Here is a 26,729-nt window from a genome sequence, read left to right on the forward strand (position 1 = left end):
CTCCGGTCACTCGTATCGAAGCGCGTCGATCGGATCCGTCCGCGCGGCCCGCCAGGCCGGGTACAGCCCCGCGAGGATCCCGACGAGCATTCCGACGACGATCGCCAGCGCGACGTACTCGTAGGGGTAGACCAGCGGGAGCTCGATGTACCACGCGCCCAGATAGCCCGCTGCGAGGCCCAGTAGCGTGCCGAGGATCGCCCCGACGACGCCCAGAATCACCGATTCGGCCAGAAAGAGCCCCAGAATCTCCCGGTTCTGTGCCCCGACGGCTTTCATGATCCCGATCTCGCGGGTCCGCTCGGTCACCGAGACGAGCATGATGTTCGCGATGCCGACCGAGCCCACGATCAGCGAGATCGCCGCGATACCGACGATGAAGTTCTGGAGCAGGTTCAGCACGTCCTCGAGCTGCTGGAGCAGCTCCGCGCTCGTCTGGAGCCGCACCTCGAGGCCGTCGGCGAGCAACGCGCTGGCGTCGGACTCGTCGCTCTCGAGGTAGGTCCGCGCGCTCTCCTTCGCTCGCTCGATCGCCGCGTCGTCGGCCGACTCGGCCTCGATCACGATCGCGAGGAACAGCGCGTCGTTCGTGCCGTTCGCGCCGCCCGCGTCGCTCGAGTTCCCGTCGGTCGCGGATCCGTTCCCGTCGGTCGCGGTTCCGTTGCCGTCACCCCCGTCGCTCTCCCCGCCGGAGCCGCCGCTGCCCGGAATCATTCCCGCGGCGTCCTCCGTGTAGAAGGGGTCGGTCGGGACGTAGACCCGCGGCGACGGCTCGAACCCTTCGAACGGGCTCAGTCCCTCGGAGCTCTCGGTGATGCCGACGACGGTCACGGTCGTCCGCTGGCCGCCCTGCAGGGCGATCGTCAGCTCGTCGCCGACCGCGACGTCCTCCTCGAACTGGCCGGCGACGGCCGGGTTGATGACGGCCTCGCGCTCGCCCTGTTCGAACTGGCGTCCCTCCGCGAGGGTGTCGTTCCGGATGTACGGCGGACCGGCCGCGACGAGGGCGTCGCTCTGGGGTGATATCTCGCCCTCGTAGACGAGCGCCTGCGTCGACAGCGGCATGTAGCCGTAGGCCGCATCGACCCCCTCCCGCTCCGATACTTCCTCGAGATCGTCCTCGCTGAAGACGGGCTGGGCGCCCGCGAGCGGGCCGCCCTCGGTCTCGGGCTCGGCGGCCCAGCCGTAGACGTTGCGCCGGTCGTCGGGGCTGACGTCCCCGAGGACCCCCTCCTGCAGGCTCGCGCCGAGCGTGACGAACGCGATCACCGCGGCGATGCCGATCACGATGCCCAGCGTGGTCAGCGACGACCGCAGTTTGTGGCCGCGGATCGACCGCCACGCCAGGCGCAGGCTCTCGACCGGTCGCATCAGTCGCTCGCTCCCGAATCGGCGCGACTCGAGGCGTCGCCTGCCTGCTCTTCCCCGTCACCGTCCCCGGCCCCGTCTTCCTCGAGGCTCTCGATCCGTTCGATCTTCCCGTCGAGCAGGTGGACGATGCGCTCGGCGCGTTCCGCGACGTGGCGCTCGTGGGTGACGACGATCATCGTCGTCCCGGCGTCGTGGAACTCCCCGAAGAGGTCGAGGATGTCGGCCTCCGTGTCGGTGTCCAGATTGCCCGACGGTTCGTCGGCCAGCACGAGGGCGGGGTCGTTGACCAGTGCCCGCGCGAGCGCGACTCGCTGGCGCTGCCCGCCGGAGAGTTCGTTGGGCAGGTGATCGGCCCGATCCGCGAGGCCGACCCGCTCGAGCAAGTCGCGGGCCCGCTCGCGGCGTCGCTCGCGATCGACGTTCTGGAACAGCTGCGGGAGCGCGACGTTCTCCGTGGCGGTCAGCCGGGGCATGAGGTTGAACGTCTGGAAGACGAAGCCGACCGTCGTCCCTCGCAGCGTCGTCCGTTCGCGGTCGGTCAGCGCCGCCACGTTCTCGCCGTCGACGACGACGGTGCCCTCGGTCGGCGTGTCCAGACAGCCGACGAGGTTCATCAACGTCGACTTCCCCGAGCCGCTCGGCCCCATGATCGCCGTATAGGAGCCGCGCGGAATCTCGAGGGAGACGCCGTCTAACGCGTGGACCGGTTCGCCAAGCTGGTAGGTCTTGCGGACGTCCTCGAGGGCCACTGCCGTGCCGATACCGTCGTCGGGATCGGCACTGCCGGCGCCCCCGGTTCCCGATGTCGCCATAGGTGGTCGACCACGGCCCCGCCGAAAAAGCTAGTACTAGCGGCGGATCGCGTCCACGAACTCGAGCCAGCGCTCGTGGTCGTCCAGCGTCGCCGAACGGGCTTCGGCGCCGAACCGCTCGCGCCGAAGGCTCTTCAGGGCGTTTCGCGCGCGGTCGATCCCGACGATCGTCTCGACGATCTCCTCGCCCGTCTCGCGGTCGATCGGGGCCGACTCGAGGCGCTCGACGAGTCGTTTCCGTTCGGCGGCCAACTCCCGTTCGGTCTCCCGGACCAGCGGCTTCACGTCATCGGGGATACCTTCGACTTTCCGGGTCTCGATGATGAACTCCTCGAGGGGGAGGTCGTCGTCGCCGACGGTGATCGTCTCGGGGAGTTCCCGTCCGATGGTCGCGCTCTGGCGGTTGGCGCGCTCGAGGAGGTCGCGTCGGTCAGCGGCGTCCAGTTTGTCGGTTGAGCCTGTCATACTGCGTGAATCGAGTGAGAACGCGGGACGGTCGTCGCTACCAGTCGGTGTCGTCAGCGTCGCTCTGGGGGGAGTCCCATTCGTTGCCGGTCGTCTCGGCCGCTGTCGGCTCTCCGTCGGTTGCGTCGCCCCGAACGAAGTAGTACACGATGAGTGCGATGACCCCTGCAGGAGGGAACAGGAACATCACCACGCCGGCGCCGATCGCCCAGCGGAGTTCGTTGTTCTCCCGCTTGGACGCGTCCCTGTAGACCCAGTAGCCGGCCCCGATTCCGAGGAGCAGCAGGACTGCCAACTGAATGAGTAGCGTTTCCGTGCTCGGCATAGTGACCTCCTCGCCGGCCTGTAACGGAACGAGCGCGAGTTCGATCATGCGATCACCTCTCGGTCGCGACTCGCTCGAGCGCTGTGACGCCGCTGTTGACCGTCGATCTGCGGGGATACCATGTTCATCTGTTTTCTACAGGCAAAAAATAATAGATATCGAATATATTTCTTTCGTTTGTTCCGCTGCTATCTGGATAACAAGAACTGATAATTACCTCTCCTTTAATCGGGATGAGCCGCGTAAATCTATGGGAGAAGCGATAATTTCCCCGTTCGACGTTCCTCTAATCGGATGAACCTATTTAATAGCAGAACATATATGTATAATGGATAGAAAAGACTTACTTAATACTGTGTCAGCAATCGAACTTTCCAACGTGACGAAGCGGTACGGGTCGGAGACGGCCCTCGGCGGGCTGGATCTCACGGTCGAGTCCGGCGAGATCTACGGCTTCCTCGGGCCCAACGGCGCGGGGAAGTCGACGACGATCAATCTCATCCTGGATTTCATCCGCCCGACCGCCGGCGAGGTGCGCGTCTTCGGCCTCGACGCTCGAGCGGAGACCCTCGAGATCCGCAATCGGACCGGTATCCTCCCCGAGGGCGTGGAGACCTACGACCGCCTGACCGGCCGCAAACACGTCGAGTTCGCCATCGAATCGAAGAACGCGGACGACGACCCCGACGAACTGCTGGAACGGGTCGGCATCGCCGACGCGGCCGACAAGAAGGCCGGCGGCTACTCGAAGGGGATGGCCCAGCGGCTCATGCTCGCGACGGCGCTGGTCGGCGAGCCGGACCTCCTGATTCTGGACGAGCCGTCGACCGGACTCGACCCCAACGCCGCCCGCGAGATGCGCGAGATCATCCGCGAGGAGAACCGCCGCGGTGCGACCGTCTTCTTCTCGAGTCACATCCTCGGTCAGGTCGAGGCGATCTGTGACCGCGTCGGCATCCTCCGGGACGGCGTACTGGTCGCCGAGGACACCATCGAGGGGCTCCGAGACTCCATGCCCAATCAGACCCGCCTCCGCGTCCAGCTCGATCGGGTTCCCGACGACTCGGCGGGCGCCCTCGAGGCGGTGCAGTCGATCGACGGCGTCTCCGAGGTCTCGGCCGACGGAACGACGCTCGTCGTGACCTGCGAGGACCGGGTGAAGACGGCCGTCCTCCGGACGATCGAGGAGTTCGACGTCGAGGTCGACGACTTCGCGACCGACGAGTCCTCGCTCGAGGAGCTGTTCATGGCGTACACCGAGGACGACGCCCAGGGGGTGCAGCCATGAGCGCGGTCACCGTCGCGAAGAAGGAGTTCGAGGACGCCGTCCGATCACGCAAGCTGATCGCGCTGACGGCGGTCTTCGCCCTCTTCACGCTCGGCGGAGCGTACCTCGCCGCGCAGCTCGGCGAGTTTTTCGCGGAAATCGGCGAAGAGGGTGCACAGGGGACGCTCGATCTCGTCTTCGCCCTGCAGACGCCCGCGGCCTTTCTCGTGCCGATCATCGCGTTGATGGTCAGCTACAAGGCGATCTGCGGCGAGCGCGAGAGCGGGAGCCTGAAGTTCCTGCTCGGCCTGCCGCACACGCGTAACGACGTCGTGTTCGGGAAGGTCCTCGGCCGCTCGGCCGTCGTTGCCGCCTCGATCGTCGTCGGCTTCGCCGTCGGATTGGGCGGCCTCGTGGCCTTCGTCGGCTCCGTCTCGATCGTCGATTACCTCCTGTTTACGCTGGTGACGATGCTGTTCGGATTCGTCTACGTCTGTCTGGGAATCGGTATCTCCTCGATGACGCGCTCGACGACTCGCGCGGCGGTCGGCGCGTTCGGACTGATCCTGTTCTTCCAGATGGTCTGGGCGATCCTGTTGCAGGTGCTGCTGTACGTCGTCGAGAACACGCTCGTCCCCGAACAGTATCCGGACTGGTACATCGGACTGGCCTCGATCTCGCCGGACGCCGCCTACGGCTCCGCGCTGGGGGCCGTCTTCGACGAATCGGCGCTCACCATGGCCAACGCGTACGGCGTCGAGGAACTTCCGCTGGTCGCGGAGCCGTGGTTCGGCTTCGTCTGGCTCGCGCTCTGGGCGGCCGTCCCGCTCGGACTCGGTCTCTGGCGGTTCGGCAGCGTCGATCTCTGAGGCGGAGACCACCGATCGACTCGAGAGTACAACGTTTTTCCCGTCGCCCCGCGCCGTAGTAGCCATGAAGACGGCAGGCGGTTCCGACGCGGCGAAGCGACGGGCCGGCGAACGCGCCGCCGACGAGGTCGCGGACGGGTTCGTCGTCGGGCTCGGCACCGGGTCGACGACCGCGTACGCGATCGAGGCGCTCGGCCGGGCCGTCGACGACGGCCTCGAGATCCGCGGCATCCCCACCTCGTTTCAGTCCCGGCAGCTGGCCCTCGAGGTCGGGATTCCGCTGACGACGTTAGACGCGGTCGAGGGAGTTGACCTCGCGATCGACGGCGCCGATCAGGTGGCCGACGACCCCGCGGCCGACGGCTACGGCGCGCTGATCAAGGGCGGCGGCGCCGCGCACACGCGCGAGAAACTCGTCGACGCGGCGGCCGACCGGTTCGTCGTCGTCGCCGACCCCTCGAAGCTCGCGGCGACGCTCGAGCGATCGGTCCCGATCGAGGTGATCCCCGACGCCCACACGGTCGTCGCCGACCGCGTTCGCGACCTCGACGGTGAGCCGACCCTTCGGGAGGCCGAGGGCAAGGACGGGCCGGTCGTGACCGACAACGGCAATCTCGTCCTCGACTGCGCGTTCGGCTCGATCGAGGATCCCGACGCGCTGGCGACCCGCCTCTCGCGGCTCCCCGGCGTCGTCGAACACGGCCTGTTCGTCGGGCTGGCCGACGCGACCTACGTCGGGACGGACGACGGCGTCGAGCGCCGCGACTACTGAGCGGTCTCGGTGTGACGTCGATATCGGCTCACTCGCGGCCGTCGTCCGGCGCGGCTCCGCGGCCCGCGAACAGTCCGACGGCCAGATACCACGCTCCAAGCAGTCGCGTCGCCGGCACCACCCACGGTTTCACCTCGAGTGCCGTCGGATTCGCGTAGGCGGTCCGAAGGCCGAGCCGGAGCGACGTTCGCGGCGCCAGCGCGAGGGCGATTCCCAGTCCGGCGAGGGGCCGCTCGAGGGCGGTTATCCCGTCGGGACGGCGGACGACTACCCAGACGACCAGCAGTCCCTCGAGCCGACCGATCGGGAGCGTCCACGGTCGCAGCCGGCCGTCTTCGGGGTTCTCGAAGGCGAGCCGTTCGGCGGGCTCGACGATCCGATTCGGAGCGAGAACCATGAGCAGCCCGAGCCCGAGCGTGAGGTATCGTCGCATACGGCTACGTCTCGCGCCAGTCGCAAAACGGTTCGCGAGCGGTCCGTCACGGACCGCGGCGGTCGCGCCGACTACCGCTCCGTCGACTTCGGTCCGATCTCGGGCAGCACCTCGTCGCTCCCCGTCGCCTCGTCGCCGCCCATCGATAGGACGACGACGAGCAGGTAGAGCGCACCCAGGGCTCGAGCCGCGGGCCCGATCCACGGCTTCAACTCGAGATCGTCCGTGTTCTCGTAGACGACGCGCTGGCTGAGTTCGATGACCGGCTGCGGGAGCAGTACCAGCACGAGCCCGGCCAGCCCGAGCAGCGCGCTGACGGGTGTCGACCCCTCTCGGCCGCGAACGAGCAGCCAGACGAACAGGAGCCCCTCGAGTCGCGCCCCCCATAGCGCCCGCGGACGCAACTCCGCTTCGTCGGGGTTTTCCAGGCCGATCCGCTCGCACGCGTCCATGACCGGTCGTGGCCTGACGATCTCGAAACAGCCGAAGCCGATCAACAGTTTCCTGAGCATCCTCGGCCGGCCGATACCACAGCCATCGTGAAAAAGTTCGACTCGGCAGCGCCACGGCGCCCGGTGCGACCGAACGGATGGCCGACGCTACTCGAGAACTGACGTCGATAAAAAACCGCTTCCGTGGCGAACCTTACAGGTCGCGGGGCTGGACCGTCTTCCGGTCGTTCGCTTCGGCTCGTCGCGCAGCGTCCTCGAGCAGCTCGTCGACTTCGTCGTCGAGCGCTTCGTAGAAGTCCGAGGCGACGTTCTTGTCATCGAGCGCTTCCTTCACGGCGGCTTTGACGATAAGATCTGCCATACGATTCACGGATTCCGCTTTACCTACTATAAATGCTCTGGTTGCTATCGGGAATACGGGGGTTGCAGCGGTTGCTCCGCCTGTTTCGACGCCCGACACCACCGGAAAGTATATGTTTGATGAATCACCGAGCGCGATTCGACCGCCGTCGACGGACGAAATCCGGCTCGCGCGCGCTGCAGGTCCGCTCGCGCGCGCTTTCGTTTGACACGCGTTGGGCCCGACCACGCGCGAACGGGTCGACGCATTGGAGTACGTTCGCCCACGAGTGCGCGTATGCGCGAACTGCTCGAGGCCGTCGCTGACGGCTCGCTCTCGCCGTCGGCGGCCGAAGCACAACTCAGAGGATACGTGACCGGCGAGGCCGGCCGGTTCGACGCGGCCCGAAAGCAGCGCCGCGGCATTCCGGAGGCCATCCTCGCCGAGGGGAAGTCGGCCCCACAGGTCGTCGCGCTCGCCGAGACCGCTCTCGAGACGACCGACCGAGCGCTCGTGACTCGCGTCTCCGACCCGCAGGTCGAGGCCCTGGAGACGAGTCTCGAGGAGACGTTCCCCGACGCCACCCTCGAGCGCCGAGGATCGACGGTTCGGGTGCTGGCGGCCGACTACGACCCGCCGTCGCTCGAGGCGACCGTGGGAATCGTGACGGCGGGGACCGTCGACGGTCCCGTCGCCGACGAGGCGGAGGTCGTCTGCGTCGACGCGGGAGCGACCATCGACCGGATCGACGACATCGGCGTCGCGGCGCTCGACCGGACGCTCGATCAGGTCGACCGCCTCCGGGAGGTGGACGTCCTGATCGTCGCCGCTGGCCGGGAGGGGGCGCTCCCGACGGTCATCGCCGGGCTCGTCGACACGCCGGTCATCGGCGTCCCCGTCTCGAGCGGCTACGGCCACGGCGGCGACGGCGAGGCCGCGCTCGCGGGGCTGCTCCAGTCGTGTACCGTCCTCTCGGTCGTCAACATCGACGCGGGATTCGTCGCCGGCGCACAGGCGACGCTGATCGCGCGAGCGATCGATCGCGCCCGCGAGGAGGGGTGATCTAACGCACCACGAAAAATATCTTCGGTGAACGCAACGCCAAACGGTGTTTGGGGAAGCTTATTTAACTTCACACCGGGTAGCTTTGGATACCGGCTCCGGCCGGTGTGACCAGTACCCAATGCCAACCTGTGACCATTGCGGCGCACACGTCTCCGAACGCTTCGCACGCGTCTTCGCCGACGAGAACGGTGAAATCCGTGCGTGTGTGAGTTGTTCGGCCAACGCTGGGATCGAACAAGCCGCGAGAGAACGCGCGCGCGGCGCCTGATCCCACTGGAGCATCGCGACCGACGACCACGCGTCCCCGTAGCGTGACGCTTTTTACGCCCCGTTTCGATCGATCGCGCATGACCGAGGCCGACCACGTCGTCTACGTCCTCGAGTGTGCCGACGGGTCGCTCTACACCGGCTACACGACGGACCTCGAGCGGCGGGTCGCCGAACACGACGCCGGCGAGGGCGCGAAGTACACGCGCGGCCGCACGCCCGTCGAACTGCGCTACCACGAGCGCTACGAGTCGCGATCGGCCGCGATGTCCCGGGAGTACGAGATCAAGCAACTCTCCCGTCGGGAGAAGGAGCGTCTCGTCGGCCTCGAGTGAAGGTCTCGAGTCCGCTGCCCTCGAGTACGGGCCTGATCTCGTCGCCTCTCGAGCGACGGCGACGAAACCGGGTTCTCGTGCTAGTATTCTCCCGTTGGATATCCCGAAAAATAGATACTATCGGCGCCCCCTTGTGGGAACGACATGGAACTCGAGATCGTCGACGACCTCAAACAGCCGGCGTACACCGGCGAGAATCGGTGTGAGCCGTGTACGATACTGAACCTGGTTATCGCCGCCCTGGTCGGCTCGCTGATCGCGCGCAAATCCAGACTCGGCGGCGCGCTCGCGGTCGGCATTTCGATCGCGCTCATCTATCTCCGGGGGTATCTCGTCCCCGGAACGCCGACGCTGACGAAGCGCTACCTGCCGCCGGAACTGCTTCGCTGGTTCGGCAAGGAGCCCGAACCGGAGCTCGCGAGCGGGCTCGGTGCCGTCGACGGCACCGACACCGCGGCGTCCGCCGCCGACGCCGCTCCCGCCACCGACGACGAGCGACCCGCCGAGACGAGCGCGACCACCGACGAATCGACCGCCGAAACGGACGCGACCGACTCCGCGGATCCCGCTGACGAACGGCCCGTTGCCGACCTCGAGACGTACTTCCTCGAGCACGAGGTCTTAGAGCCCTGCGCCGAGGACGACGACCTCTGTCTCACCGACGCGTTCGAGACCGTCTGGCTCGAGGAGATCGAGGCGGTCGAGGAGTCGGGGCTGGCGGTCGCGGACGCCGTCGACGCCTTCGGCTTCGACGCCGACGTCGAGGAGTTCGAACTCGACACGCGCGACGACGTCCACGTCCTCCGTTCCGAGCGGGGTATCGCCGGCCGCTGGCCGTCGCGGGCCGCGCTGCTCGCCGACGTCGGCGCCAGCCGCGCGCTCGCCGAGTGGATCGACGACTGGGACGCCCACGGTCCCGAACTGAAGGGACAGGTCCTCAACGGGCTCCGGATGTTCCTCGAGACGTGCCCGACCGGCGGCGAGATCAGCATGAGCGAGGAGACGGTCGAGTCCTGCTGTACCTCACACGAGGTCTTCGCCGTCACCTGCGACGAGACCGGCGAGCGGCTGTTCGAACAGCGACTCGACGCCGTCGACGCCTGAGCGCGGGGGGGCGGCGTTCGGTCTCGATTTCGCGCTCAGTCGTCGGCCGCCGTCGACTGCGCCGACGTGACGCTGGGGTCGATGAAGGCGTACTCGACGAGGTTCCGACCGAGTTTCTCCACCCGGTCCTGCAGGCCGGGATCGCGGAACCGACGACCGTCGATGGATTCGGGATCGGCCTCGAACTTCCCCGAGGCGTCGCGGAGGCCGACCTGATGGGGAAGGACCCAGCCGTGGACGCCGCGGACGGTGATTCGCAGGTGATCCAGCGTCGAGCCGTAGCTGCCGCCGCCGGCGGTCGCCAGCAGCCCGACCGTCGTCTCCTCGTACTCGTCGAAGCCGCAGTAGTCGTGGAAGTTCTTCAGCGCGCCCGAGTAGGAGCCGTGGTAGACCGGCGTCCCGAGCGCGACGGCGTCGGCCTCGCGGACGAGTCGCGTCGCTTCGGCGGCGTCGCCCTGATCCTCGAGGTCGCGGTCGGGGTCGTAGACGGGGAGGTCGTACGCTCGGAGGTCGAGCAGCGTCGTCTCGGCGCCGGCGTCAGCGGCGGCCCGTAATACGTACTTCAGGGCCGTTCGGGTGTAGCTCTCGTCACGGAGACTGCCGCTGACGGCGACGACGGAGGGCGTCTGGCTCATACGTGGTCCTACGAGCGACCGTCGGAAAACGTCAGTGCCGGAACCCACCGGTCTCTGCGCGTCGGGTCGTCCCGTCGGTTCGACGCCCGCTCTCCCTCGAGCGCCCGCTGCGGAATGGCGTCGCTTTTTTCGCCGCCGACGTAGACCCGCCTGTATGGAGTCGATCAGCTTCGGCACCGACGGCTGGCGGGCGACGCTCGAGGAATTCACGACGCCGCGGGTCCGGATGGTCGGGCAGGCGGTCGCAACGTATCTGACCGACGAGGGACTCGAGGGGACGGTCGCGGTCGGATACGACGCCCGCGAGAGCTCCCGTGGATTCGCCGAAGAACTGGCGCGCGTGCTGTGCGTGAACGGGTTCGACGTCGTGATGCCCGAGCGCGACCGGCCGACGCCGCTGGTCGCCCACGCCATCGTCGAGCGTGATCTGATCGGCGGGTTCGCCATCACCGCCTCGCACAATCCGCCGGAGTACAACGGCGTGAAGTTCATTCCGCGGGACGGTGCCCCCGCGCTCCCCGAGGTGACCGACGCCATCGCGGACCGGCTCGCCGAGCCCGAACCGCTCCCCGAGGACGAGCACGGGACCGTCGAGGAGGTCGACCTCGTCACGCCCCACGCCGACGCCGCCCTCGAGTTGGTCGAGGAGATCACGGGCAGCACCGACCTCTCGGGGCTGACCGTCGCCTACGACGCCATGCACGGCAGCGGCCGTGGGACGACCGACGCCCTCTTAGAGCGGGCCGGCGCCTCGCTGGAACTCCTGCGCTGCGAGCGCGACCCCGAGTTCGGCGGCGGCGCGCCCGAACCGGCCCCCGAAAATCTCGAGACGCTGATCGACCTGGTCACCGACGACGACGCCGGACCGGACCTCGGGGTCGCCAACGACGGGGACGCCGATCGGATCGCAATCGTCACGCCCGAACGGGGCTATCTCGACGAGAACCTCTTCTTCGCCGCGCTCTACGACTACCTGCTCGAGGACGACGCGGGAGCGGTCGTCCGGACCGTCTCGACGACGTTCCTGATCGACCGCGTCGCCGAGGCCCACGGCGAGACGGTCCACGAGGTCCCGGTCGGATTCAAGTGGGTCGCCGACGCGATGGGCGAACACGACGCCCTCGTCGGCGGCGAGGAGTCCGGTGGCTTCACCGTCCGCGGCCACGTCCGCGAGAAGGACGGCGTCCTGATGGCGTTGCTCGCGGCCGCGATGCACGCCGAAGAGCCGCTGGACGAGCGGGTGGATCGGCTGCTCGAGGAACACGGCACCGTCGTGCAGGACAAGATCAGCGTGGCGTGTCCCGACCACGAGAAGGTGCGAGTCCTCGAGGACCTCGAGGCCGAGATCCCCGACGAAGTAGCGGGGACGGCCGTCGACGGCGTCAATACCGCCGACGGCTTCAAACTGCAACTCGCCGACGGCTCGTGGCTGCTGATCCGCCCCAGCGGGACCGAGCCCGTGCTACGGGTTTACGCCGAGGCCGAAAACGAAGAGCGGGTGGGGGAGTTGCTCGAGGCCGGCGAGGAGTTAGTCGAGCCGCTGGTCTGACCTGATTCGGGCGGCCTGCCCGTGACTCGAACCGGGTTGCGTGCTCCGGGCCCTTCTTTACCACTGTTGGTCCGTAAGTTAGACACATGAGCGAACGAGACCGCGAGGACGCCGCGTACACGGAACTCACGCCGGACTCGTGGCACCAGAACGACGAGGGCGGCTACTATCTCGATTGCCCGGAGTGTGGCTCCGCGGCGACGCTGATGAACATCGTCAAACACGGCCGCTGTAACGGCTACATGGACCAACGGGAGGAGGAGACCGAACTCGACGAGGAGGGGGAGGAAGGGGTCGACTGTACGGCGAAACTCACCCTCGAGCTCGGCTACACGTCCGATCCCGATCCCGGAGCGACCGAGTCGGACGCCGAACAGTCTTCCGAGAGCGTCTCGACGGGCGAGGGCGTCCCCGGGGAGGGATCCCCAGCGGGCTCGGACGGGACCGTAAGCAACGAGCAACAGTAGGAACCTGGCGAATCCGTGCGTCGACGCTCAGACGGACTGTTGGAAATCGGTACAGCAGACCGTCTCAGTCCACCCGTTCTGCCGGTACCCCGACGACCGTCGCGCCCGGGTCGACGTCACTCGTGACGACCGAACCCGCGCCGACGGCCGCGTCCTCCCCGACCGTGATATCGCCCAGCAGCGTCGCGTTCGCGCCGATGTGGACGCCCGTCTCGACCGTCGGGTGGCGCTTGACGGGTTCGTTCGTGTCGCCGCCGAGCGTGACGCCGTGGTACATGTGGACGTCGTCGCCGATGTCGGCCGTCTCGCCGATCACCACGCCCATTCCGTGGTCGATCGTCACCCGCTTTCCGAGCGTCGCGCCGGGATGGATCTCGACGCCGGTCAGCAGGCGCACGACGTTGGACAGCAGCCGCGCGGTGAGTTCGAACCCGTCGTTCCAGAGTCGGTGGAGCAGCAGGTGTGCCCAGACGGCGTGGAGGCCCGGATAACACAGCAGGACCTCGAGTCGGCCCGTCGCCGCGGGGTCGCGGGCGGCCATCGCCCGGACGTCCTCACGTATTCGTCGGAACATCGCTCACCCGGTTGCACGCGGTCGGAGCGGTCGCGGCGCGAGGCTGGCGGTGCGGTGTTCCGTGAGGACGCGGACCACAGCGACACCGGCCACTGTCGCGACGCGGATAGTTCCTGTCGGTACGCGCGGTGTGGCCGGTGGGTACCATATCCGGCCATATCGGCGAGATCGTCTAAAAGGGTTCGTTTCCCCGCGGTCCGGACCGACCGGCGGGCCGTCACTTCCCGCGGGCGAGCCGCCGGCCGATCCGTTCGGGGAGCCCCGCCTCCGTGACGGCCGCCTGGACGGCCTCGATATCGTACTCGAGGCGGTGTGTCTCGACGGTCAGCGCGTCGAGGTCGACGACCGCGTAGCCCGCCCGCGGGTCGCCGTCGCGGGGCTGGCCGACGCTGCCCGGGTTGACGACGATTCCCTCGGTGAACTTCTCGACGCCCTGGACGTGGGTGTGGCCGAGCACGAGGACGTCCTCGTCGCCGAGCAGCCGCGGTGAGAACTCGTCCGGGTACGTATAGCGGGTGTACCGGTCCGGATCGTCCGGATGGCCGTGGACGAGTTTCACCCGCCCGTCGCACTCGAGGCGCTCGGCGGGCAGGGACTCGAGCCACGCCAGCTGGTCGTCGTCGAGGCGCTTTTTCGCGTGTTCGACGCCCGCCTTTGCCATCCCGTTGAATCGGAACGGGGTAGTCGCGGCGACCGCGGCGTCGTGGTTACCCATCACCGTCGGCACGTCCCGCTCGCGGAGTTCGTCGACGCACTCTCCGGGCCACGGATTGTAGCCGACCACGTCGCCGGCACAGAGGAGTCGGTCGACGGATGGCATGTCCTCGAGGACGGCCTCGAGGGCGACCCGGTTGCTGTGGACGTCCGAGATGAGTCCGACCTTCATGCGCGATTATAACAGCCGCGAGGGGCTTGTAGGTTGGCCGAGTGCTTCGTCATTGTAGTCATCACGCGAGGAACTCGAGCGGAGTGGGACGAAACGACGTGTTCTGCTATCGTGGCACCAGGGAACCGCCACCCCCTCCCCAACCGATTCGCTCGTTCCCGTTGTCTGCTCACGGGCGCGACGCGCCCGTTCGCATGGTTCGCGGAACCTCCGGTTCCGCGCCAGTCACTCGCTCATCCCTCGCGCGTCGCCGTCGACCGCCCTCACTGACGTTCGGACGTCGACAGCGCGCGCCACCGCATACTGACTGATCGGGACGGAGTATGCCGTAACCCGAGCCGGTCGAACAGCCTCGGTTCTGCGGGAAGCGACCTCGGCCGTTCGAGTCGCGACGGACCGATCAGTCGCCGTTCTCGATCGCCGTCTCGAAGCCGTTCTCGGTTCTGGCGACGCCGGCCGCACAGACCGCGTGTTCGAACTCGAGGTCGTACGCCTCGCTCGCCGCTTCCGACGCGCTCTCGGCCTCGAACGCGAACGGCTCGGGGGCGTTCTTCTCGTAGGTCGCGACCAGCGTCGGCTCGTCGACGGTCTCGACGAGCAGGGCGTCCTTCCGGACCGTCCCGATCAGCGCCTCGCCGTCGTCGCCGATCGTCGCCGCGATGCGGGGCGTGTCGTAGTCGTCCTTCTCGTAGTCCAGCGCCAGCAGGCTCTCAGCCAGCGCGTCGCGGGCCGGGTAGCCTAACTCGAGTTTCTCCGCGATCGGATCGACGTGCGAGCCGTTGCCGAAGGCGACCGTCTCGCCGGTCGGCGTCTCGACGACGCGCAGGCAGTTGTACGAGACGTAGGGGTTGTCCGTCTCCGGGGCGTCCGCGGTGGGCCCCACGGTGAGGGCCTCGTCTCGAGCGGTGATCTCGCGGTTCGGGAACGATCTCGAGGAGACGCGGTAGGCGCCGCCCTCGGGGCCGACGACGACGAATCGTCCGACGTACATACTCGAGGGTGCGCGCGACCGGGAAAAAGGAATACCGATTTGACTCGAGGCGAGGCGTATCGGCCTCGTCCGAGAGTTTATCTGTTATCGAGCGGCCAACCGGGGTGTGACTACGGCGGAGGAGTGCCTCGAGGCGTTGCGCGAAGCCGCCGAGCGACTCGGCGAGTCGCCGACGAAGGCGCAGTACGAGGAGCTGGGGTTGACGCCGGCGTCCGCGACGATCATTCGGACGTGTGGCGGCTGGAACGATGCGAAGGAGAAGGCGGGGCTCGAGACGTCGCACTCGAGGGGGTCTCGAGTTCGAAAGGAGCACTACGACTTGCACTGTACCGATAATCTGAGTTCGTAACACTCTAATACGGGTGCCGTCTATCACATGATACGCCGTTGGAAGCGGACACCAACGGAGACATATCAGTCCATTGGGGTAGCGGCCAATCCTGAAGCCTTCTGGGGGCTTCGACCCTGGTTCGAATCCAGGATGGACTACTCCTTTCCGTTCTTTCGACTCGAGTCCGTTCCCAGTCCCGTCTATCGATTTCCACTCGAAACCAAGGGGTCTGACGAACGCCGTTCCGCCACCAGAAGCCCTATCTCTCCCTCCACACTACAAGTCGAGTATGAATCGACGGACGGTCCTCGCTGTCGCCGGGGCGACGGCGCTGGGCGGAATTGCGGGCTGTCTCGGTGATGGCGATGACAGCGCGACGGCGGCAAACGAGTTCGACTACGAACTGTACTCGCCACGCAACGGACCCGACGTTCCGCTCGTGCCGGTCGAAGACGCCTACGAGTGGTACAAAAACGACGAGGCGCGATTTGTCGATGCGCGCGGTCGGGCCCAGTACGACGAGGCGCGGATCAAAGGCGCCGTCTTCTCGCCGGCAAAGGCGGCGGGTGACGTCGACGACGATCCGGTCGAGGAGTGGTCGACCGATACCCGGATCGTCACCTACTGTCAGTGTCCGCACCACCTGTCGTCCCAGCGGGCCGCGTCCCTGATCGAAGCGGGATACGAACACGCGTACGCGATCGACGAGGGGCTCCGCGGTTGGATCAACAGCGGTTACCCGCTCGAGGGGTCGGCCGTCGACGCCGAATGGCAAAAGTACGAGATCAACGGGACGACTGATTCCCAGTACGCGGGTGAGATGGTCACCCTCGAGCAACTCGAGAAGGATCGCAGCGAGATCGCGCCGATTCAGGACGACGGCTCGTACACGCTTCAGTTACACTATGCGGGGTCGACGGACTCGCGGTTCAGAGTCGTGGCGCCCGATTACACGGTCGAGGGAACCCTGGAGGAACTGACGAACGAAACCGTCAGCGGCTGAACCGGTTGATCGTCACGACTCGGTCCGATCGTACACGCCTTCGCGCTCGAGTTCGCCCCGCTTTCGAAGCACGTCCGGCGTCCGACAGATTCCGGGGGCACCCGTCACTTGCGGAACGGTACAGTTGTTGCAACTCTCACAGAGCACCCGCGGGTCGGTATCTTCTGCCCCGGTCTCGAGCAGTCGCGCACCCAGCCGCGGTTCGGCGTAGAAGGGCCGGGCCATGCCGACCATGTCGCAGGCCGGCGGCTCGCCCCCGTTAGTTCCCCCACCACTCGAGCCCCCCAGCAACCGATCCATCCGCGATCGCTCGCGGATCCCGCCCTCTGCAAGCACGGGGATCGACACCCGCTCGCGAACGCGCCGGCAGAAGTCCGCGTTCCACGCGGATTCGAAGTCGTACTGCAGCGACTGGACCCGATTCGCCGCCGAGACGAGTCGCTTTCGCGTCGAACCGCCGAAGGCCGCGTCGTACGCCGCCTGCAGCCCCTCGTTAGTCCACGCCCGTTCGGGGTACTCTCCGCGGACGATGCTCATGTCCCAGACGACCGACGTCTGCACCGGGACGACCGCATCGTAACCGATCCGCTCGAGTCGGCGGGCGATCTCGACGCCGTCCTCGAGCGACAGCTTTCGGCGAACGACGGGTGCGGGCGGCGCGGGCGTCTCCGCCGGTACTTTGGTCATCAGCGGGACGTCCCCGGCCCGATCGCGGATCTCGTCGTGGACGACGGCGAGGAACTCGAGTCGCGCCGCCGGACTGCCGCCGAACTCGTCGTCGCGCCGGTTGTAGAAGGGCGAGAGGAACTGCTGGACGATGCCCATGTTGGCCCCCGCGAGGTGGATCCCGTCGTAGCCGGCGTCGACCGCGGACGCCGCGGCCCGGCCGAAATCGGCCGCGAGGTCGTACACGTCCTCGGTCGAGAGGACGCGCGGATCGTAGTCTAGGAAGCCGAGTCGATCGAGCAGCCGCAACTGCCACGGCGGCCGCGAGACCGCGAGCTGCTCGAGGTCGGGGTGCTCCCGGCGATACTCGGCGTGCCAGGTCTCCATGCTCCGCAGGCCGCCGTGCTCGAGTTGGACGAAGATTCGACTGCCGTAGTCGTGAATGCGGTCGGTCAGCCGGGACAGCCGCGAGACGAAGTCGGGGTCGTGGACGCGGGTCATCCCCGGCGCGGCGCAGCCGCCGTCGCCGCGGACGATCGTCGCTCCCTGACAGATGAGACCGACGCCGGACTCGGCGGCCGGCTCGAGGTCGTCGATTAGCGCGTCGACCGCGTCGGGGCCGTTGCCCGCACACTCGAGCAGCGGCGCGCGGTAGAGCCGGTTGGGGATCGTGACGCCGCCGATCTCGATGGGATCCTCGAGGGTGGCCATGGAGGTGATATCAGGCGATTCCACAAGAGGGTAGCGACGCCGACGGTTCGACCCTCGAGGGACCGATAGACGGCGGCTCGGTTTCGGCGTGACTGGTTCGAAATACTGACGGTGCGAACGTCTATTTCGTGGTGGGTGTTACCATAGGATGGTGGTGGTGATGGCCGCCGAAAACGAGCGAACCACGGAACCGCCCACGTGTTCGGGCTGTGGAATCGAGATGGAGTTCAGGGGTGCCGGGACCACGAGGACCGTCCCGATCGTCGGCCAGGAGATCGAGTTCCGGCAGTACAGTTGTCCCGAGTGCGGACAGGGTGCTCGACTCGAACGGCGCGAGCATGAGGAGGCGTGGTCGCGACCCACCCTCTGAACGGACGCGAGGAGCCGAACCGTCCGAACGGCTGTCGATCCGAGGTGTCGATCGTCGAACACGCTCCGCGGCGCTATTTCTATCGACGAACGCGACGATCGGGTCGCCGTCGCGACGGACGGTCCGACGCCGTCCGTTCGGTGGACGCCGCCGGGAGGCTCCGCTCCGAGAGGTATCTGCGACGGCCGAGCGACTCACGGCGGCTGGATCACCGCCCGGCCCTCAATCTCGTTGTGCTCGAGTCGCTCCGCGACCGTGTTGATCTCGCTCAGGTCGTGGCGTTCGGTGCGCAGTTCGACCTCGCCGCGGTCGACGAGCGCGACGAGCTCCTGCAGTTCGGCGTACTTGCCGACCAGCGTCCCCCGGAACGAGAACTCGCCGTCGACCAGTGCCTGGCTGGGTTCGTGGATGTGGCCGCCGTAGCCGACGATGTGGTGGTCGCCGCCGGCGGCGACGACGTCGCCCGCGAGCCCCGTCGTCTCGTCGCTCCCGACGAAGTCGATCACCTGTTGGGCGCCCTTGTCGTCGGTCAGATCCGCGATCACGTCCGGGAGGTCCTCCTCGGCGGAGTTGACGGTGTGTCGAGCGCCGAGATCCTCGGCCAACTCGAGGGCCTCGTCCTTGATGTCGGCGGCGACGATGTCGGCGGCGCTCATCGCCTCGAGACACTGCAGGCCGATGTGGCCGAGGCCGCCGACGCCGACGACGACGCAGGTGTCGCCGGGGTTCAGTTCGTCGACCGCCTTCTTGACGGCGTGGTAGGCCGTGATCCCCGCGTCGGCGTGGGGTGCGATCTCGGTCGGATCGACGCCGTCGGGCAGCGGGATCACGGCGCGCTCGTTTGTCTGCAGGTACTCCGCGAAGCCACCGTCGGTCGTGAGCCCGTTGAACGCGCTGTTCTCGCAGTACATGTCCTCACCGAGCCGACAGGGCCGACAGATGCCGCAGGTCTGGACGGGGTGGCAGATCACCGGATCGCCCTCCTCGACCAGCGTCACCTCTTCGCCGGTCTCGGCGACGATCCCGGCGTTCTCGTGACCCAGCGTCATCGGCAGATCCTGCGGAGCGTACTCCGCCCACATCCCCTCGATGATGTGGTTGTCCGTCTGGCACCACCCCGCGCCCGCGACCTCGACCAGCACCTGATCCGACCGCTCGAGATCGGGGCGGTCGATATCGTCGATCTGCAGCGCCTCGCTCATCTCCTCGGTGTACTCGTGGAGTCGTGCTGCTTGCATGGTACTGAGTCACAGTTCACCGTCATCCGTGATAACGTTCCGCTCGCGTATCGCCGCGTGTGAATATTTGAATTTTGATACGAATTGGACGATCCGCTAATTTTAGTGAAGCGTACTCGTGTCCCAGTGTCACTCTGTGATGTCTGAAAAAAGAGTAATGTGGTGTGGTATCTACCTTCACGGTGCGATGTACCAGCACAACGGCGAGGAGATCTTCGTCATCGACGGGCACGTCCACCTGTGGGACGCTACAGAGGAGAACATCAAACACGAGGGCGGGGAGGAGTTCATCCAGTGTTTCTACGACTATCACACGACGTTCACCCCGGACGATCGGCAGTGGAGCATCGACGAGTATCGCGAGTACGGCGCCGACCGAATGGTCGAGGACCTGTTCGGCAACGCCGCCGCGGACATGGCGATCTTCCAGCCGACGTACCTCACTGACTTCTACGAGGACGGCTTCAACACGACCGAGCAGAACGCCGAACTCGCGACCGAGTACCCCGAACGGTTCGTGCTCAACGGCACGTTCGATCCTCGGGACGGTGAGGAGGGCCTCGAGTACCTCGAGGAACTCCACGAGACCTACGACGTTCCGGGCGTCAAACTCTACACCGCCGAGTGGCGCGGCGAGTCGAAGGGGTGGCGACTCGACGACGAGGAGGCGTTCGAGTTCCTAGAGAAGTGTTCGGAACTGGGGATCGAGAACATCCACGCGCACAAGGGCCCGACCATTCGCCCGCTGAACCGCGACGCGTTCGACGTGGCCGATATCGACGACGCGGCCTCGTCGTTCCCGGAACTCAACTTCGTCGTCGAACACGTCGGACTGCCCCGCCTCGACGACTTCTGCTGGATCGCCACCCAGGAGAGCAACGTCTACGGCGGGCTGGCCGTCGCCGCGCCGTTCGCCCAGAACCGGCCGGGCAAGTTCTCGGAGATCCTGTCCGAACTCCTCTGGTGGCTCGGCGAGGACCGCGTCGTCTTCGGGTCGGATTACGCCATCTGGAACCCCGACTGGCTGGTCGAGGAGGTCATCGAGGCCGAACTCACGCAGGAACACCGCGCGGAGTACGGCGTCGAGTGGGACCTCGAGACGAAACGGAAGGTCATGGGCGAGAACATCGCCGACCTCTACGACATCGACATCGAGGAGAAACGGCGGGCGTTCCGGAACGACGAGATCAGCCGGGAGTTCGGTCTCGGCGACCACTACGCCAGCGAAGAACCCGCGGCGGCCGACGACTGATGAGCGGGACCGAATCCGACGGTGCGACGCCCGAACCCGCGCGGGCGGCCGTCCGCGACCGACTGGACCGCGTCACCGATCCGGAACTGGACCGCTCGATCGTCGAACTCGACTACGTCGACGGGATCGAGATCGACGGCGGCCGCGTCGGCGTCGATCTCACGCTCCCGACGGCGTGGTGCTCGCCCGCGTTCGCCTGGATGATGGCCGTCGACGCCCGCGACGAGGTCGAGTCGCTGTCGGCGGTCGACGAGGTCCGGATCACGCTCCGCGAACACATGCACGAGACCGAGATCAACCGCGGCGTCAACGAGGGCCTGTCGTTCGCCGAGTCGTTCCCCGACGCGGACGGCGACGTCGCCGCGGTCCGCGCCGAACTCGACGAGAAGGCCCGCGTCGCCCGCCAGTACGACGCGGTCGAGGCGCTGCTCGAGGCCGGACTCGACGCGGATTCGATCGTCGACCTTCGACTGCGGGACGTCGATGGGCTCGAGCCGACGGAAGCCGGAGACGAGGAGGTCGTCGGCGAGAGCGGGGACTCGGACGAGACGGTCGCCGTCTACGTTCGCGACCGCTCGTTCGCGGTCAGCGTCCCAGCGGATCCGCTCGAGCGCTACCTCGAGAAGGCCCGCGAGACCGACCTCGTCTCAGATCCGGACGACGTCCTGTTCCGAACGCCCGAGGGCGAGCCGATCGAGGCCGACTCCTTCGACCTCGTCCACCAACGGGGCCGGCTCGCGCAGGTCAACATGTCGAGTCAGGGCGGCATCTGCGACGGTCTCCGGGAGGCCAGGGAGGGGCGACTCGAGGACCCCGCGGACGACTGATTCCGACGGCGGTGTCGTCTCCGGGAGACGGTTCTCTCCCGAATGATGAATCCCGCGGGCGGCCGGTCACTTCTCGACCTCGAGCAACGCCACGCGCTCGCGGACCAGCGCCGACAGCGAGGCGTCGGTCGCCCCGCGCTCGGCGTCGGTGATCTCGAAGAAGGCCGACAGGGTCTCCTCGTCGGGCTCCTCGAGCGTCGGTTCGGTCGCGACGACGGCCGCGAGTTCCGTGACGGCCTCGACGGCGGCCGCTTCGTCGGCGTCGGCGGTAGCATCGCCACTGCCGCCGTCCCCGTCCGGAACCCCTTCGTTTCCGGTGGAACCCCCGTCAACGAGGACCACGGTGCGGGTCTCGCCCTCGTCGACGCCCATCTCGAGGGCGCGATCGATCTGGCGGCGGCCGGCGGCGTACAGCAGGATCTCGACGGCCCGATCCCGGGCGACGTTCTCGCCGCGGGCGATGGCGCGATCGGCGAGTTCGACGGCCCGCTCGAGGTGGGCGCGGTCGACGACGTAGCGGGCGTCGAAGGCCTGTATCGTCACGTCGTGGCGGTCGCCGATTTCGCCGAGGTCGGCGACGAACGCGTCGAGGTCGTCGATCGAGAGGGTACACTCGAGTAGCTCCATCAGAAGTCACCCAGGCTGGACTGGCTGTCGTCGGATTCGGTCCCCGCCGTCGAGGCCGCGTCGTCGCCGCTACTCGAGTTTACGGCGTCTGTCCCGTCCCCGTCGATGCCAGCCGGTTCGACGCCGTCCATCGAGGGATCCTCGCGGCCGGCGTTCTCGAGGATGTTCTCGGCCGTCTTTTCGCCCTTGAGCACGCTCAGCACGACGCCCTTGTCGGCGCTCCGGAGGTCAGCGGGCTCCTCGATGCCCGCATCGTAGAGTCTGCGGGCGCGCTTGCGGCCGACGCCGCCGACCGAGACGAGCTCGAGCAACTCCTCGCCGACGCCGTGTTCGACGCAGGCCCGCGCCTCGCGGACGGCGACGGTCCACTCGCTGCCGAGCTCCGCGGCCAGCGACTCGGCCGCGCCCAGCAGCCACTCTGCGGTGTCGACCTTCCCGCGGAGGTCGCCGGGACCGATCTTGTACCGGTCGGTGATCGTCTCCTCGTCGGTCTCCTCGGCCCAGTCCTCGAGCAGTTTGCCCGTCTTCAGCGCGGCCAGCCAGTCCTCGAAGCGGTCCTCCTCGTACTCGCTGGGCGCGTCGCCGAGCAGTTCGGCCTCGCGCTCGTAGAAGAGTTCGCCGAACTTCTCGTCCTCGCCCGAACGCAGGTAGAGCTCGTACATGTCCGGCGTCCGCGAGACCAGTTGGTAGAGACCGAGCGCGGTCGGGCGCTCGTCGGCGCGCTCGAGGCCGTGGACGATCTCGGCGGCGCTCATCGGATCGAGATAGAGCCGCGAGACGGTGTGACCGAGGCTGGTCGCCTCGAGGGTCTCTTCTCGCTTCGCGGCCTGCTGGTCGGCGAGGTCGGCCGCGGAGGTGAAGGGGCCGTCGTCTTCGCCGCTGTCCTCGGCCGCGTCGTCTTGGCCCCGTTCGATGAAGTCGTTCCGCTCGAGGTAGTCCAGCACGTCGTCGGTCACGGACTCGAGTCGACCGCTCTCCGTCGACTGGCTCGCGTAGAGGGTGGCCTCGAGGAACTCGAGCAGTCCCTCTCGCGTGCGGGCGAAGCCGGAGGCGATGGTCGCGAGCACGTGGGTCCGCAGGGCGGGTTCGGCCGCCAGTTTCGAGCGGACGGGTTCGGGGTCGGCCCAGACGTAGCGGTCGAACAGCTCCTCGCTCTCGTCGTGGCTCTTCGCGAGCAGGACGGCCTCGCCGTAGGGGTCGAGGCCGGGTCGGCCGGCCCGGCCCATCATCTGGTGGACCTCGAGGACGTCCAGCGGGGCCATCCCGCCGGCGCTGGGGTCGAAGCGCCGCCAGTCGCGGACGATGACGCGCCGGGCCGGCGTGTTGACCCCTGCGGCGAGCGTCGGCGTCGCCGAGATGACCTTCAGCAGGCGGTCGCGGAAGGCGTCCTCGACGAGGCTCCGCTGGGTGCTCGAGAGCCCGGCGTGGTGGAAGGCCGCGCCGCGCTCGACGCAGTCGGCGAGGTCCTTGCTGGTCTCGGTGTCGCTATCGTCGCGGATCTCCTCGGCGAGGGCGGCCAGTTCCTCGCGTTCGTCCTCGGTGATCTCGCGGCTCGAGACCTGTCCCAGTCGCTTCGCGGCGCCCTCGGCGTTGCGCCGGGAGTTGACGAAGACGAGCGAGGAGCCCCCCTCCTGGAGGATGTCCCGGACGAGCGCGGCCTCCTGTTTCTCCGATCCCTCGACGGGCACCTCTCGGGTCGAGCCGTCGTCGAAGTTCAGGGCGTTGCCGTAGTGGACCCCCATCCGGAGGTCGATCGGGCGCCAGTCGGTGTCGACCAGCGCGGCGTCGAGCCAGTCGGCGATCTCGTCGGCGTTGCCGACCGTCGCCGAGAGCGCGACGACCTGCATTCCGGGGTTGAGCTGCCGGAGCTTCGCGAGGGTGACCTCGAGGGTCGGTCCTCGGTTGCGGTCGTCGATCAGGTGCACTTCGTCCGAGACGACGCAGGTCAGCTCCGAGAGCCAGTCGGCGCCGTTTCGCACCAGCGAGTCGACCTTCTCGCTCGTCGCGACGATGATGTCCTTCGTCGCGAGCCAGTCGTCGGTGCTCTCGTAGTTGCCGGTCGTCACGCCGACCGTGACGCCGAACTCCTCGTAGGCCTCGAACTCTTCCTTTTTCTCGCTGGCGAGGGCTCGCAGGGGGACGATGTACAGCGCTTTCCCGCCGCGCTGGATCGCCGACAGCATCGAGAGCGCGGCGATCATCGTCTTCCCGCTGGCGGTGGGGACGGCCGCGACGAGGTTCTCCCCGTCGGTCGCGCCGGCCTCGACGGCGTCGGCCTGAGGCGGGTAGAGCTCCTCGATCCCCTCCGCCCGGAAGTGGTCGGTCGCACCGGGCGGGAGCCCCGACAGCTCCTCGATATTCATTACTCGCCCTTGGCGCGTCCCGCGGTTTAAAGTATCGTCTCGAGGGCTCGAGCTCATTTTCGGTGCCAACGACGTCGACGAACGCGCGAGCGATGGCGATCTGCGATGCGTCCGGGACGACGGCGTCTGACGTCGTCCGGCAGTAGCTAATACGATCGAGCGTCACTGACGGTCACTCGAGGGCGCGCTTGCGCTCTCTCCGGTGGGCCATGAGGTCGGCGCACGTCTTGAAAAACACCAGGACGACGATTACGCCCATCGGGCCCCGGGTAAACGAGGTTGCACCGAGACCGAAGATGATCGTCAACAGAAGTGCCCAGAACCGCGGTGCCGGTTCGACCAACAACGACACCGGACCCCGTCGTTCGTACTCCCGGAGCCCGACGTACTCGTACCAGTACGAGAAGACGTGGTAGCCAACGAGGCTGACGCCCGCGAGGGCGACGACGCCGGGACTCGCCGGCTCGACGGACCACTGTTCGTCGACGAACGGGATGATGCAGACGAACCCGCCCGCGAAGAGCCAGGTACCCGCGTAGTTCGAGACGAGGGCGTCGGCCACCGTTCGGTTCGACTCGCCGACGTACGACTGGGGCCGCTCGCCGCTGACCTGTGTCCACGACCGAATCTCCTCGGGGTCGTCGGTCCCCTCGGCGCGCAGGATTTTCGCCACGGAGACCGCCACGACGACGCCGGTCTCCAGCCAGTAGACGATCAGGAGTGCGTGGGCTCGCCAGTCGTACCACCAGATCGCGGCCACCGACGCGAGATTGGCGAGGATGACGCCGACGAACGACGTCTGCGAGCGCTTCCACGTTGTGCGCACATCGGCCCGTCGCGCGCCATATTTTGTTAACGTATTGATCTCTATCGCAGCTGTGATCGAAGCTGACCCTCGTGCGGCGCAGTTCGCGTGTCGACTGTCACAGTCCGATGATCGCCTCGAGGGCGGCGGTGCCCCGCTCCCGTCCGGTCACTGTCCGCTACCCCAATCGTTTAGAACGACGCGAAAGCCTTCGACGTATGGCCGAACAGCTAACGGACGTTCAGCAGGCGATCGCGACGTCGCCGACGCCGGCCGCAGAGTTCCAGCGACTGTCGCGGCGTCGCCAGCGAGAGGTGTTCTTCCTCCTCCCGGAGACGGTCCGGGAGTCGCTCGTCGCGGACATGGACCGCGAGGGGTTGCGGGAGTTCGTCCGCCGGCTCGATCCCGACGAAGTCGCGGACGTCCTCGAACTGGCGGACGAAGACACGCGGACGGCGGTGCTCCGGCGACTCGACGAAGACCGTCGAGAGCGGGCCGAGTATCTCCTCGGATTCAGTTCCGAGAGCGCCGCCGGCCTGATGCACCTCGACTACGTCACCGTCGACGTCGATCAGGGACTCGAGGCCGTCGCGGACCGCGTCCAGCGCCACGAGGCCCGGACCGACCGGATCCCGACGATCTTCGTCACCGACGACGGGGAGTTCGTGGGCGAACTTCCCGGACAGGTGCTGGCGATGGCCGACGACGGACCCGTGGATCTCGGCGAGCACGTCCACGAGACGCCGGCGGTCGCGTACGACGCGCCCGACGAGGACGTCCTCGACGTGTTTCGACGGCATCCCGAGAGTTCGGTCGCCGTCCTGGACGACGACGGCTCCGTCATGGGCGTCATCTACGCCGAGGACCTCCTCAGCGTCGTCGAGGAGGAGGCGACCGAGACGCTCTACGAGTTCACGGGCGTCCAGGAGGAGGAGAGCATCCTCGACGGCCCGCTCTCGAAGGTCCGGTACCGGTACAAGTGGCTGATCATCAACCTCGGGACGGCGTTCCTGGCGGCCGGCGCGGTCGGCTTCTTCGAGGACACGATCGCGGCGTTCACGCTGCTGGCGGTGTACATGCCGGTCGTCGCCGGGATGGGCGGCAACGCCGGCACGCAGTCGATGGCCGTGACCGTCCGCGGCATCGCTCTCGACCAGATCTCGCTGTCGACCGGCGGTCGCGCCGTGGTCAACGAGATCATCGCCGGCGCCGCCAACGGCCTCATCACGGGCGTCCTCGTCGCGGTCATCGCGTCGGTGTTCAACCAGAGCCCGCTGCTGGGGCTCGTCCTCGGCGTCTCGATGGTACTGAACCTCGTCATCGCCGGCTTCTTCGGGACGATCATCCCCCTGATCCTCGACAAGATCGGCAAGGACCCGGCGACGTCGGCGACGATCTTCATCACGACGATGACCGACGTGCTCGGGTTCTTCATCTTCCTCGGGCTGGCGCGAGCCGTCCTCTGAGGCGGTCGCCTCGTCCGTTTCCGCGGTCGCCCTTCTCGAGTGTCCCGTCCACGTCCCGTGACGACTCGAGCGACGGCGACGCTCCCGGCGA

Annotated in this window: 29 protein-coding genes, 1 tRNA gene and 1 pseudogene; 15 read left to right on the forward strand and 16 right to left on the reverse strand. The window is 67.4% G+C overall.

Annotated elements, in window-relative coordinates; translation table 11 throughout:
- Window positions 1-6 precede the first annotated feature (6 nt).
- The 4 genes from WD430_RS07605 to WD430_RS07620 are packed head-to-tail and all read right to left on the reverse strand — an operon-like array spanning window position 7 to window position 3,021.
- Entirely contained in the window at window positions 7-1,371 is a 1,365-nt protein-coding gene (locus tag WD430_RS07605; protein ID WP_339105419.1) for an ABC transporter permease, read from the reverse strand.
- Window positions 1,371-2,183, reverse strand: a complete 813-nt coding sequence (locus WD430_RS07610; RefSeq protein ID WP_339105420.1) for an ABC transporter ATP-binding protein — start codon at window positions 2,181-2,183, stop codon at window positions 1,371-1,373. The genes WD430_RS07605 and WD430_RS07610 overlap by 1 nt, the downstream gene beginning before the upstream one ends.
- A 36-nt stretch (window positions 2,184-2,219) precedes the next feature.
- Window positions 2,220-2,648, reverse strand: a complete 429-nt coding sequence (locus WD430_RS07615) for a DUF5788 family protein (RefSeq protein WP_339105421.1) — start codon at window positions 2,646-2,648, stop codon at window positions 2,220-2,222.
- Window positions 2,649-2,685: 37 nt separating this feature from the next.
- Complete coding sequence (locus WD430_RS07620; protein ID WP_339105422.1) at window positions 2,686-3,021, reverse strand: hypothetical protein; 336 nt, start codon at window positions 3,019-3,021, stop codon at window positions 2,686-2,688.
- 307 nt (window positions 3,022-3,328) lie between these two features.
- Here WD430_RS07620 and WD430_RS07625 point away from each other — a divergent pair, with 307 nt between their 5' ends.
- The 3 genes from WD430_RS07625 (at window position 3,329) to rpiA (ending at window position 5,881) form a co-directional block, all read left to right on the forward strand.
- Window positions 3,329-4,261: an ABC transporter ATP-binding protein gene (locus tag WD430_RS07625; protein ID WP_339105423.1), complete on the forward strand. Its 933-nt coding sequence runs from the start codon at window positions 3,329-3,331 to the stop codon at window positions 4,259-4,261.
- Window positions 4,258-5,109 (forward strand): ABC transporter permease, encoded by an 852-nt coding sequence (locus tag WD430_RS07630; RefSeq protein ID WP_339105424.1) that lies wholly within the window; start codon window positions 4,258-4,260, stop codon window positions 5,107-5,109. Before WD430_RS07625 ends, WD430_RS07630 begins: the two co-directional genes overlap by 4 nt.
- Before the next feature lie 64 nt (window positions 5,110-5,173).
- Window positions 5,174-5,881 (forward strand): ribose-5-phosphate isomerase RpiA, encoded by a 708-nt coding sequence (rpiA, locus tag WD430_RS07635; RefSeq protein ID WP_339105425.1) that lies wholly within the window; start codon window positions 5,174-5,176, stop codon window positions 5,879-5,881.
- Between the two features lie 28 nt (window positions 5,882-5,909).
- Here rpiA and WD430_RS07640 read toward each other — a convergent pair whose 3' ends face one another.
- From WD430_RS07640 to WD430_RS07650, 3 genes are all read right to left on the reverse strand, one after another.
- Window positions 5,910-6,314 (reverse strand): hypothetical protein, encoded by a 405-nt coding sequence (locus WD430_RS07640; protein ID WP_339105426.1) that lies wholly within the window; start codon window positions 6,312-6,314, stop codon window positions 5,910-5,912.
- A 71-nt stretch (window positions 6,315-6,385) separates the two neighbouring features.
- On the reverse strand, window positions 6,386-6,826 hold the full coding sequence (locus WD430_RS07645) for a hypothetical protein (protein WP_339105427.1): 441 nt from the start codon (window positions 6,824-6,826) through the stop codon (window positions 6,386-6,388).
- Between the two features lie 133 nt (window positions 6,827-6,959).
- The gene (locus WD430_RS07650) at window positions 6,960-7,127 is read right to left on the reverse strand and encodes a DUF1931 family protein (protein WP_339105428.1); all 168 of its coding nucleotides are present in this window, start codon (window positions 7,125-7,127) and stop codon (window positions 6,960-6,962) included.
- Window positions 7,128-7,403: 276 nt separating this feature from the next.
- On the opposite strand from WD430_RS07650, the gene larB reads away from it, so the two are divergent.
- The 3 genes from larB (at window position 7,404) to WD430_RS07665 (ending at window position 9,877) form a co-directional block, all read left to right on the forward strand.
- On the forward strand, window positions 7,404-8,168 hold the full coding sequence (gene larB, locus WD430_RS07655) for a nickel pincer cofactor biosynthesis protein LarB (RefSeq protein ID WP_339105429.1): 765 nt from the start codon (window positions 7,404-7,406) through the stop codon (window positions 8,166-8,168).
- A 350-nt stretch (window positions 8,169-8,518) separates the two neighbouring features.
- Entirely contained in the window at window positions 8,519-8,773 is a 255-nt protein-coding gene (locus WD430_RS07660) for a GIY-YIG nuclease family protein (protein WP_339105430.1), read from the forward strand.
- A gap of 144 nt (window positions 8,774-8,917) precedes the next feature.
- Window positions 8,918-9,877, forward strand: coding sequence for a hypothetical protein (locus WD430_RS07665; RefSeq protein WP_339105431.1), 960 nt, complete (start codon window positions 8,918-8,920; stop codon window positions 9,875-9,877).
- A gap of 35 nt (window positions 9,878-9,912) precedes the next feature.
- Here the strand turns inward: WD430_RS07665 and WD430_RS07670 are convergent, their stop codons facing one another.
- A complete protein-coding gene (locus tag WD430_RS07670) occupies window positions 9,913-10,512 on the reverse strand; it encodes an NAD(P)H-dependent oxidoreductase (RefSeq protein WP_339105432.1) in 600 nt (199 codons plus the stop codon).
- 154 nt (window positions 10,513-10,666) lie between these two features.
- Between WD430_RS07670 and WD430_RS07675 the strand changes: the two genes are divergently transcribed.
- Together WD430_RS07675 and WD430_RS07680 are read left to right on the forward strand one after the other, a co-directional pair.
- Window positions 10,667-12,061 (forward strand): phosphoglucomutase/phosphomannomutase family protein, encoded by a 1,395-nt coding sequence (locus WD430_RS07675; protein WP_339105433.1) that lies wholly within the window; start codon window positions 10,667-10,669, stop codon window positions 12,059-12,061.
- A gap of 86 nt (window positions 12,062-12,147) precedes the next feature.
- Complete coding sequence (locus tag WD430_RS07680) at window positions 12,148-12,528, forward strand: hypothetical protein (protein WP_339105434.1); 381 nt, start codon at window positions 12,148-12,150, stop codon at window positions 12,526-12,528.
- A gap of 64 nt (window positions 12,529-12,592) precedes the next feature.
- Here the strand turns inward: WD430_RS07680 and cysE are convergent, their stop codons facing one another.
- The 3 genes from cysE to WD430_RS07695 all read right to left on the reverse strand — a co-directional run bounded on the left by cysE (window position 12,593) and on the right by WD430_RS07695 (window position 14,979).
- Window positions 12,593-13,102 (reverse strand): serine O-acetyltransferase, encoded by a 510-nt coding sequence (gene cysE / locus WD430_RS07685; protein WP_339105435.1) that lies wholly within the window; start codon window positions 13,100-13,102, stop codon window positions 12,593-12,595.
- Window positions 13,103-13,319: 217 nt separating this feature from the next.
- Complete coding sequence (locus tag WD430_RS07690) at window positions 13,320-13,988, reverse strand: metallophosphoesterase family protein (RefSeq protein WP_339105436.1); 669 nt, start codon at window positions 13,986-13,988, stop codon at window positions 13,320-13,322.
- 400 nt (window positions 13,989-14,388) lie between these two features.
- Window positions 14,389-14,979 carry an IMP cyclohydrolase gene (locus WD430_RS07695; protein WP_339105437.1) on the reverse strand — a complete coding sequence of 197 codons (591 nt, stop codon included), beginning with the start codon at window positions 14,977-14,979 and terminating at the stop codon, window positions 14,389-14,391.
- Window positions 14,980-15,085: 106 nt separating this feature from the next.
- On the opposite strand from WD430_RS07695, the pseudogene WD430_RS07700 reads away from it, so the two are divergent.
- The 3 genes and pseudogenes from WD430_RS07700 to WD430_RS07710 all read left to right on the forward strand — a co-directional run.
- Window positions 15,086-15,301 (forward strand): annotated as a pseudogene (locus tag WD430_RS07700) (homing endonuclease associated repeat-containing protein); the annotation flags it as partial.
- 94 nt (window positions 15,302-15,395) lie between these two features.
- Window positions 15,396-15,468, forward strand: a tRNA-Gln gene (locus WD430_RS07705).
- A gap of 131 nt (window positions 15,469-15,599) precedes the next feature.
- Window positions 15,600-16,313, forward strand: coding sequence for a rhodanese-like domain-containing protein (locus WD430_RS07710; RefSeq protein ID WP_339105438.1), 714 nt, complete (start codon window positions 15,600-15,602; stop codon window positions 16,311-16,313).
- Between the two features lie 12 nt (window positions 16,314-16,325).
- Here WD430_RS07710 and WD430_RS07715 read toward each other — a convergent pair whose 3' ends face one another.
- Window positions 16,326-17,690: an NADH:flavin oxidoreductase gene (locus WD430_RS07715; RefSeq protein ID WP_339105439.1), complete on the reverse strand. Its 1,365-nt coding sequence runs from the start codon at window positions 17,688-17,690 to the stop codon at window positions 16,326-16,328.
- A 160-nt stretch (window positions 17,691-17,850) separates the two neighbouring features.
- Here WD430_RS07715 and WD430_RS07720 point away from each other — a divergent pair, with 160 nt between their 5' ends.
- The gene (locus WD430_RS07720; protein WP_339105440.1) at window positions 17,851-18,060 is read left to right on the forward strand and encodes a hypothetical protein; all 210 of its coding nucleotides are present in this window, start codon (window positions 17,851-17,853) and stop codon (window positions 18,058-18,060) included.
- Window positions 18,061-18,254: 194 nt separating this feature from the next.
- Here WD430_RS07720 and WD430_RS07725 read toward each other — a convergent pair whose 3' ends face one another.
- Window positions 18,255-19,298, reverse strand: a complete 1,044-nt coding sequence (locus tag WD430_RS07725) for an NAD(P)-dependent alcohol dehydrogenase (protein ID WP_339105441.1) — start codon at window positions 19,296-19,298, stop codon at window positions 18,255-18,257.
- Between the two features lie 187 nt (window positions 19,299-19,485).
- Here WD430_RS07725 and WD430_RS07730 point away from each other — a divergent pair, with 187 nt between their 5' ends.
- Both WD430_RS07730 and WD430_RS07735 read left to right on the forward strand, forming a co-directional pair.
- On the forward strand, window positions 19,486-20,550 hold the full coding sequence (locus WD430_RS07730) for an amidohydrolase family protein (protein ID WP_339105442.1): 1,065 nt from the start codon (window positions 19,486-19,488) through the stop codon (window positions 20,548-20,550).
- Window positions 20,550-21,377, forward strand: a complete 828-nt coding sequence (locus WD430_RS07735) for an iron-sulfur cluster assembly protein (RefSeq protein WP_339105443.1) — start codon at window positions 20,550-20,552, stop codon at window positions 21,375-21,377. Before WD430_RS07730 ends, WD430_RS07735 begins: the two co-directional genes overlap by 1 nt.
- A 66-nt stretch (window positions 21,378-21,443) precedes the next feature.
- Here the strand turns inward: WD430_RS07735 and cgi121 are convergent, their stop codons facing one another.
- The 3 genes from cgi121 to WD430_RS07750 form a co-directional block, all read right to left on the reverse strand.
- Complete coding sequence (gene cgi121 / locus WD430_RS07740; protein ID WP_339105444.1) at window positions 21,444-22,004, reverse strand: KEOPS complex subunit Cgi121; 561 nt, start codon at window positions 22,002-22,004, stop codon at window positions 21,444-21,446.
- Window positions 22,004-24,367 (reverse strand): ATP-dependent DNA helicase, encoded by a 2,364-nt coding sequence (locus WD430_RS07745; RefSeq protein ID WP_339105445.1) that lies wholly within the window; start codon window positions 24,365-24,367, stop codon window positions 22,004-22,006. The genes cgi121 and WD430_RS07745 overlap by 1 nt, the downstream gene beginning before the upstream one ends.
- Before the next feature lie 172 nt (window positions 24,368-24,539).
- Entirely contained in the window at window positions 24,540-25,193 is a 654-nt protein-coding gene (locus tag WD430_RS07750) for a DUF6498-containing protein (RefSeq protein ID WP_339105446.1), read from the reverse strand.
- A gap of 197 nt (window positions 25,194-25,390) precedes the next feature.
- Between WD430_RS07750 and WD430_RS07755 the strand changes: the two genes are divergently transcribed.
- Complete coding sequence (locus tag WD430_RS07755; RefSeq protein WP_339105447.1) at window positions 25,391-26,638, forward strand: magnesium transporter; 1,248 nt, start codon at window positions 25,391-25,393, stop codon at window positions 26,636-26,638.
- Window positions 26,639-26,729: the final 91 nt, after the last annotated feature.

This window comes from Haloterrigena sp. KLK7 (assembly GCF_037914945.1).
GTDB classification, from domain to species: Archaea; Halobacteriota; Halobacteria; order Halobacteriales; family Natrialbaceae; genus Haloterrigena; species Haloterrigena salinisoli.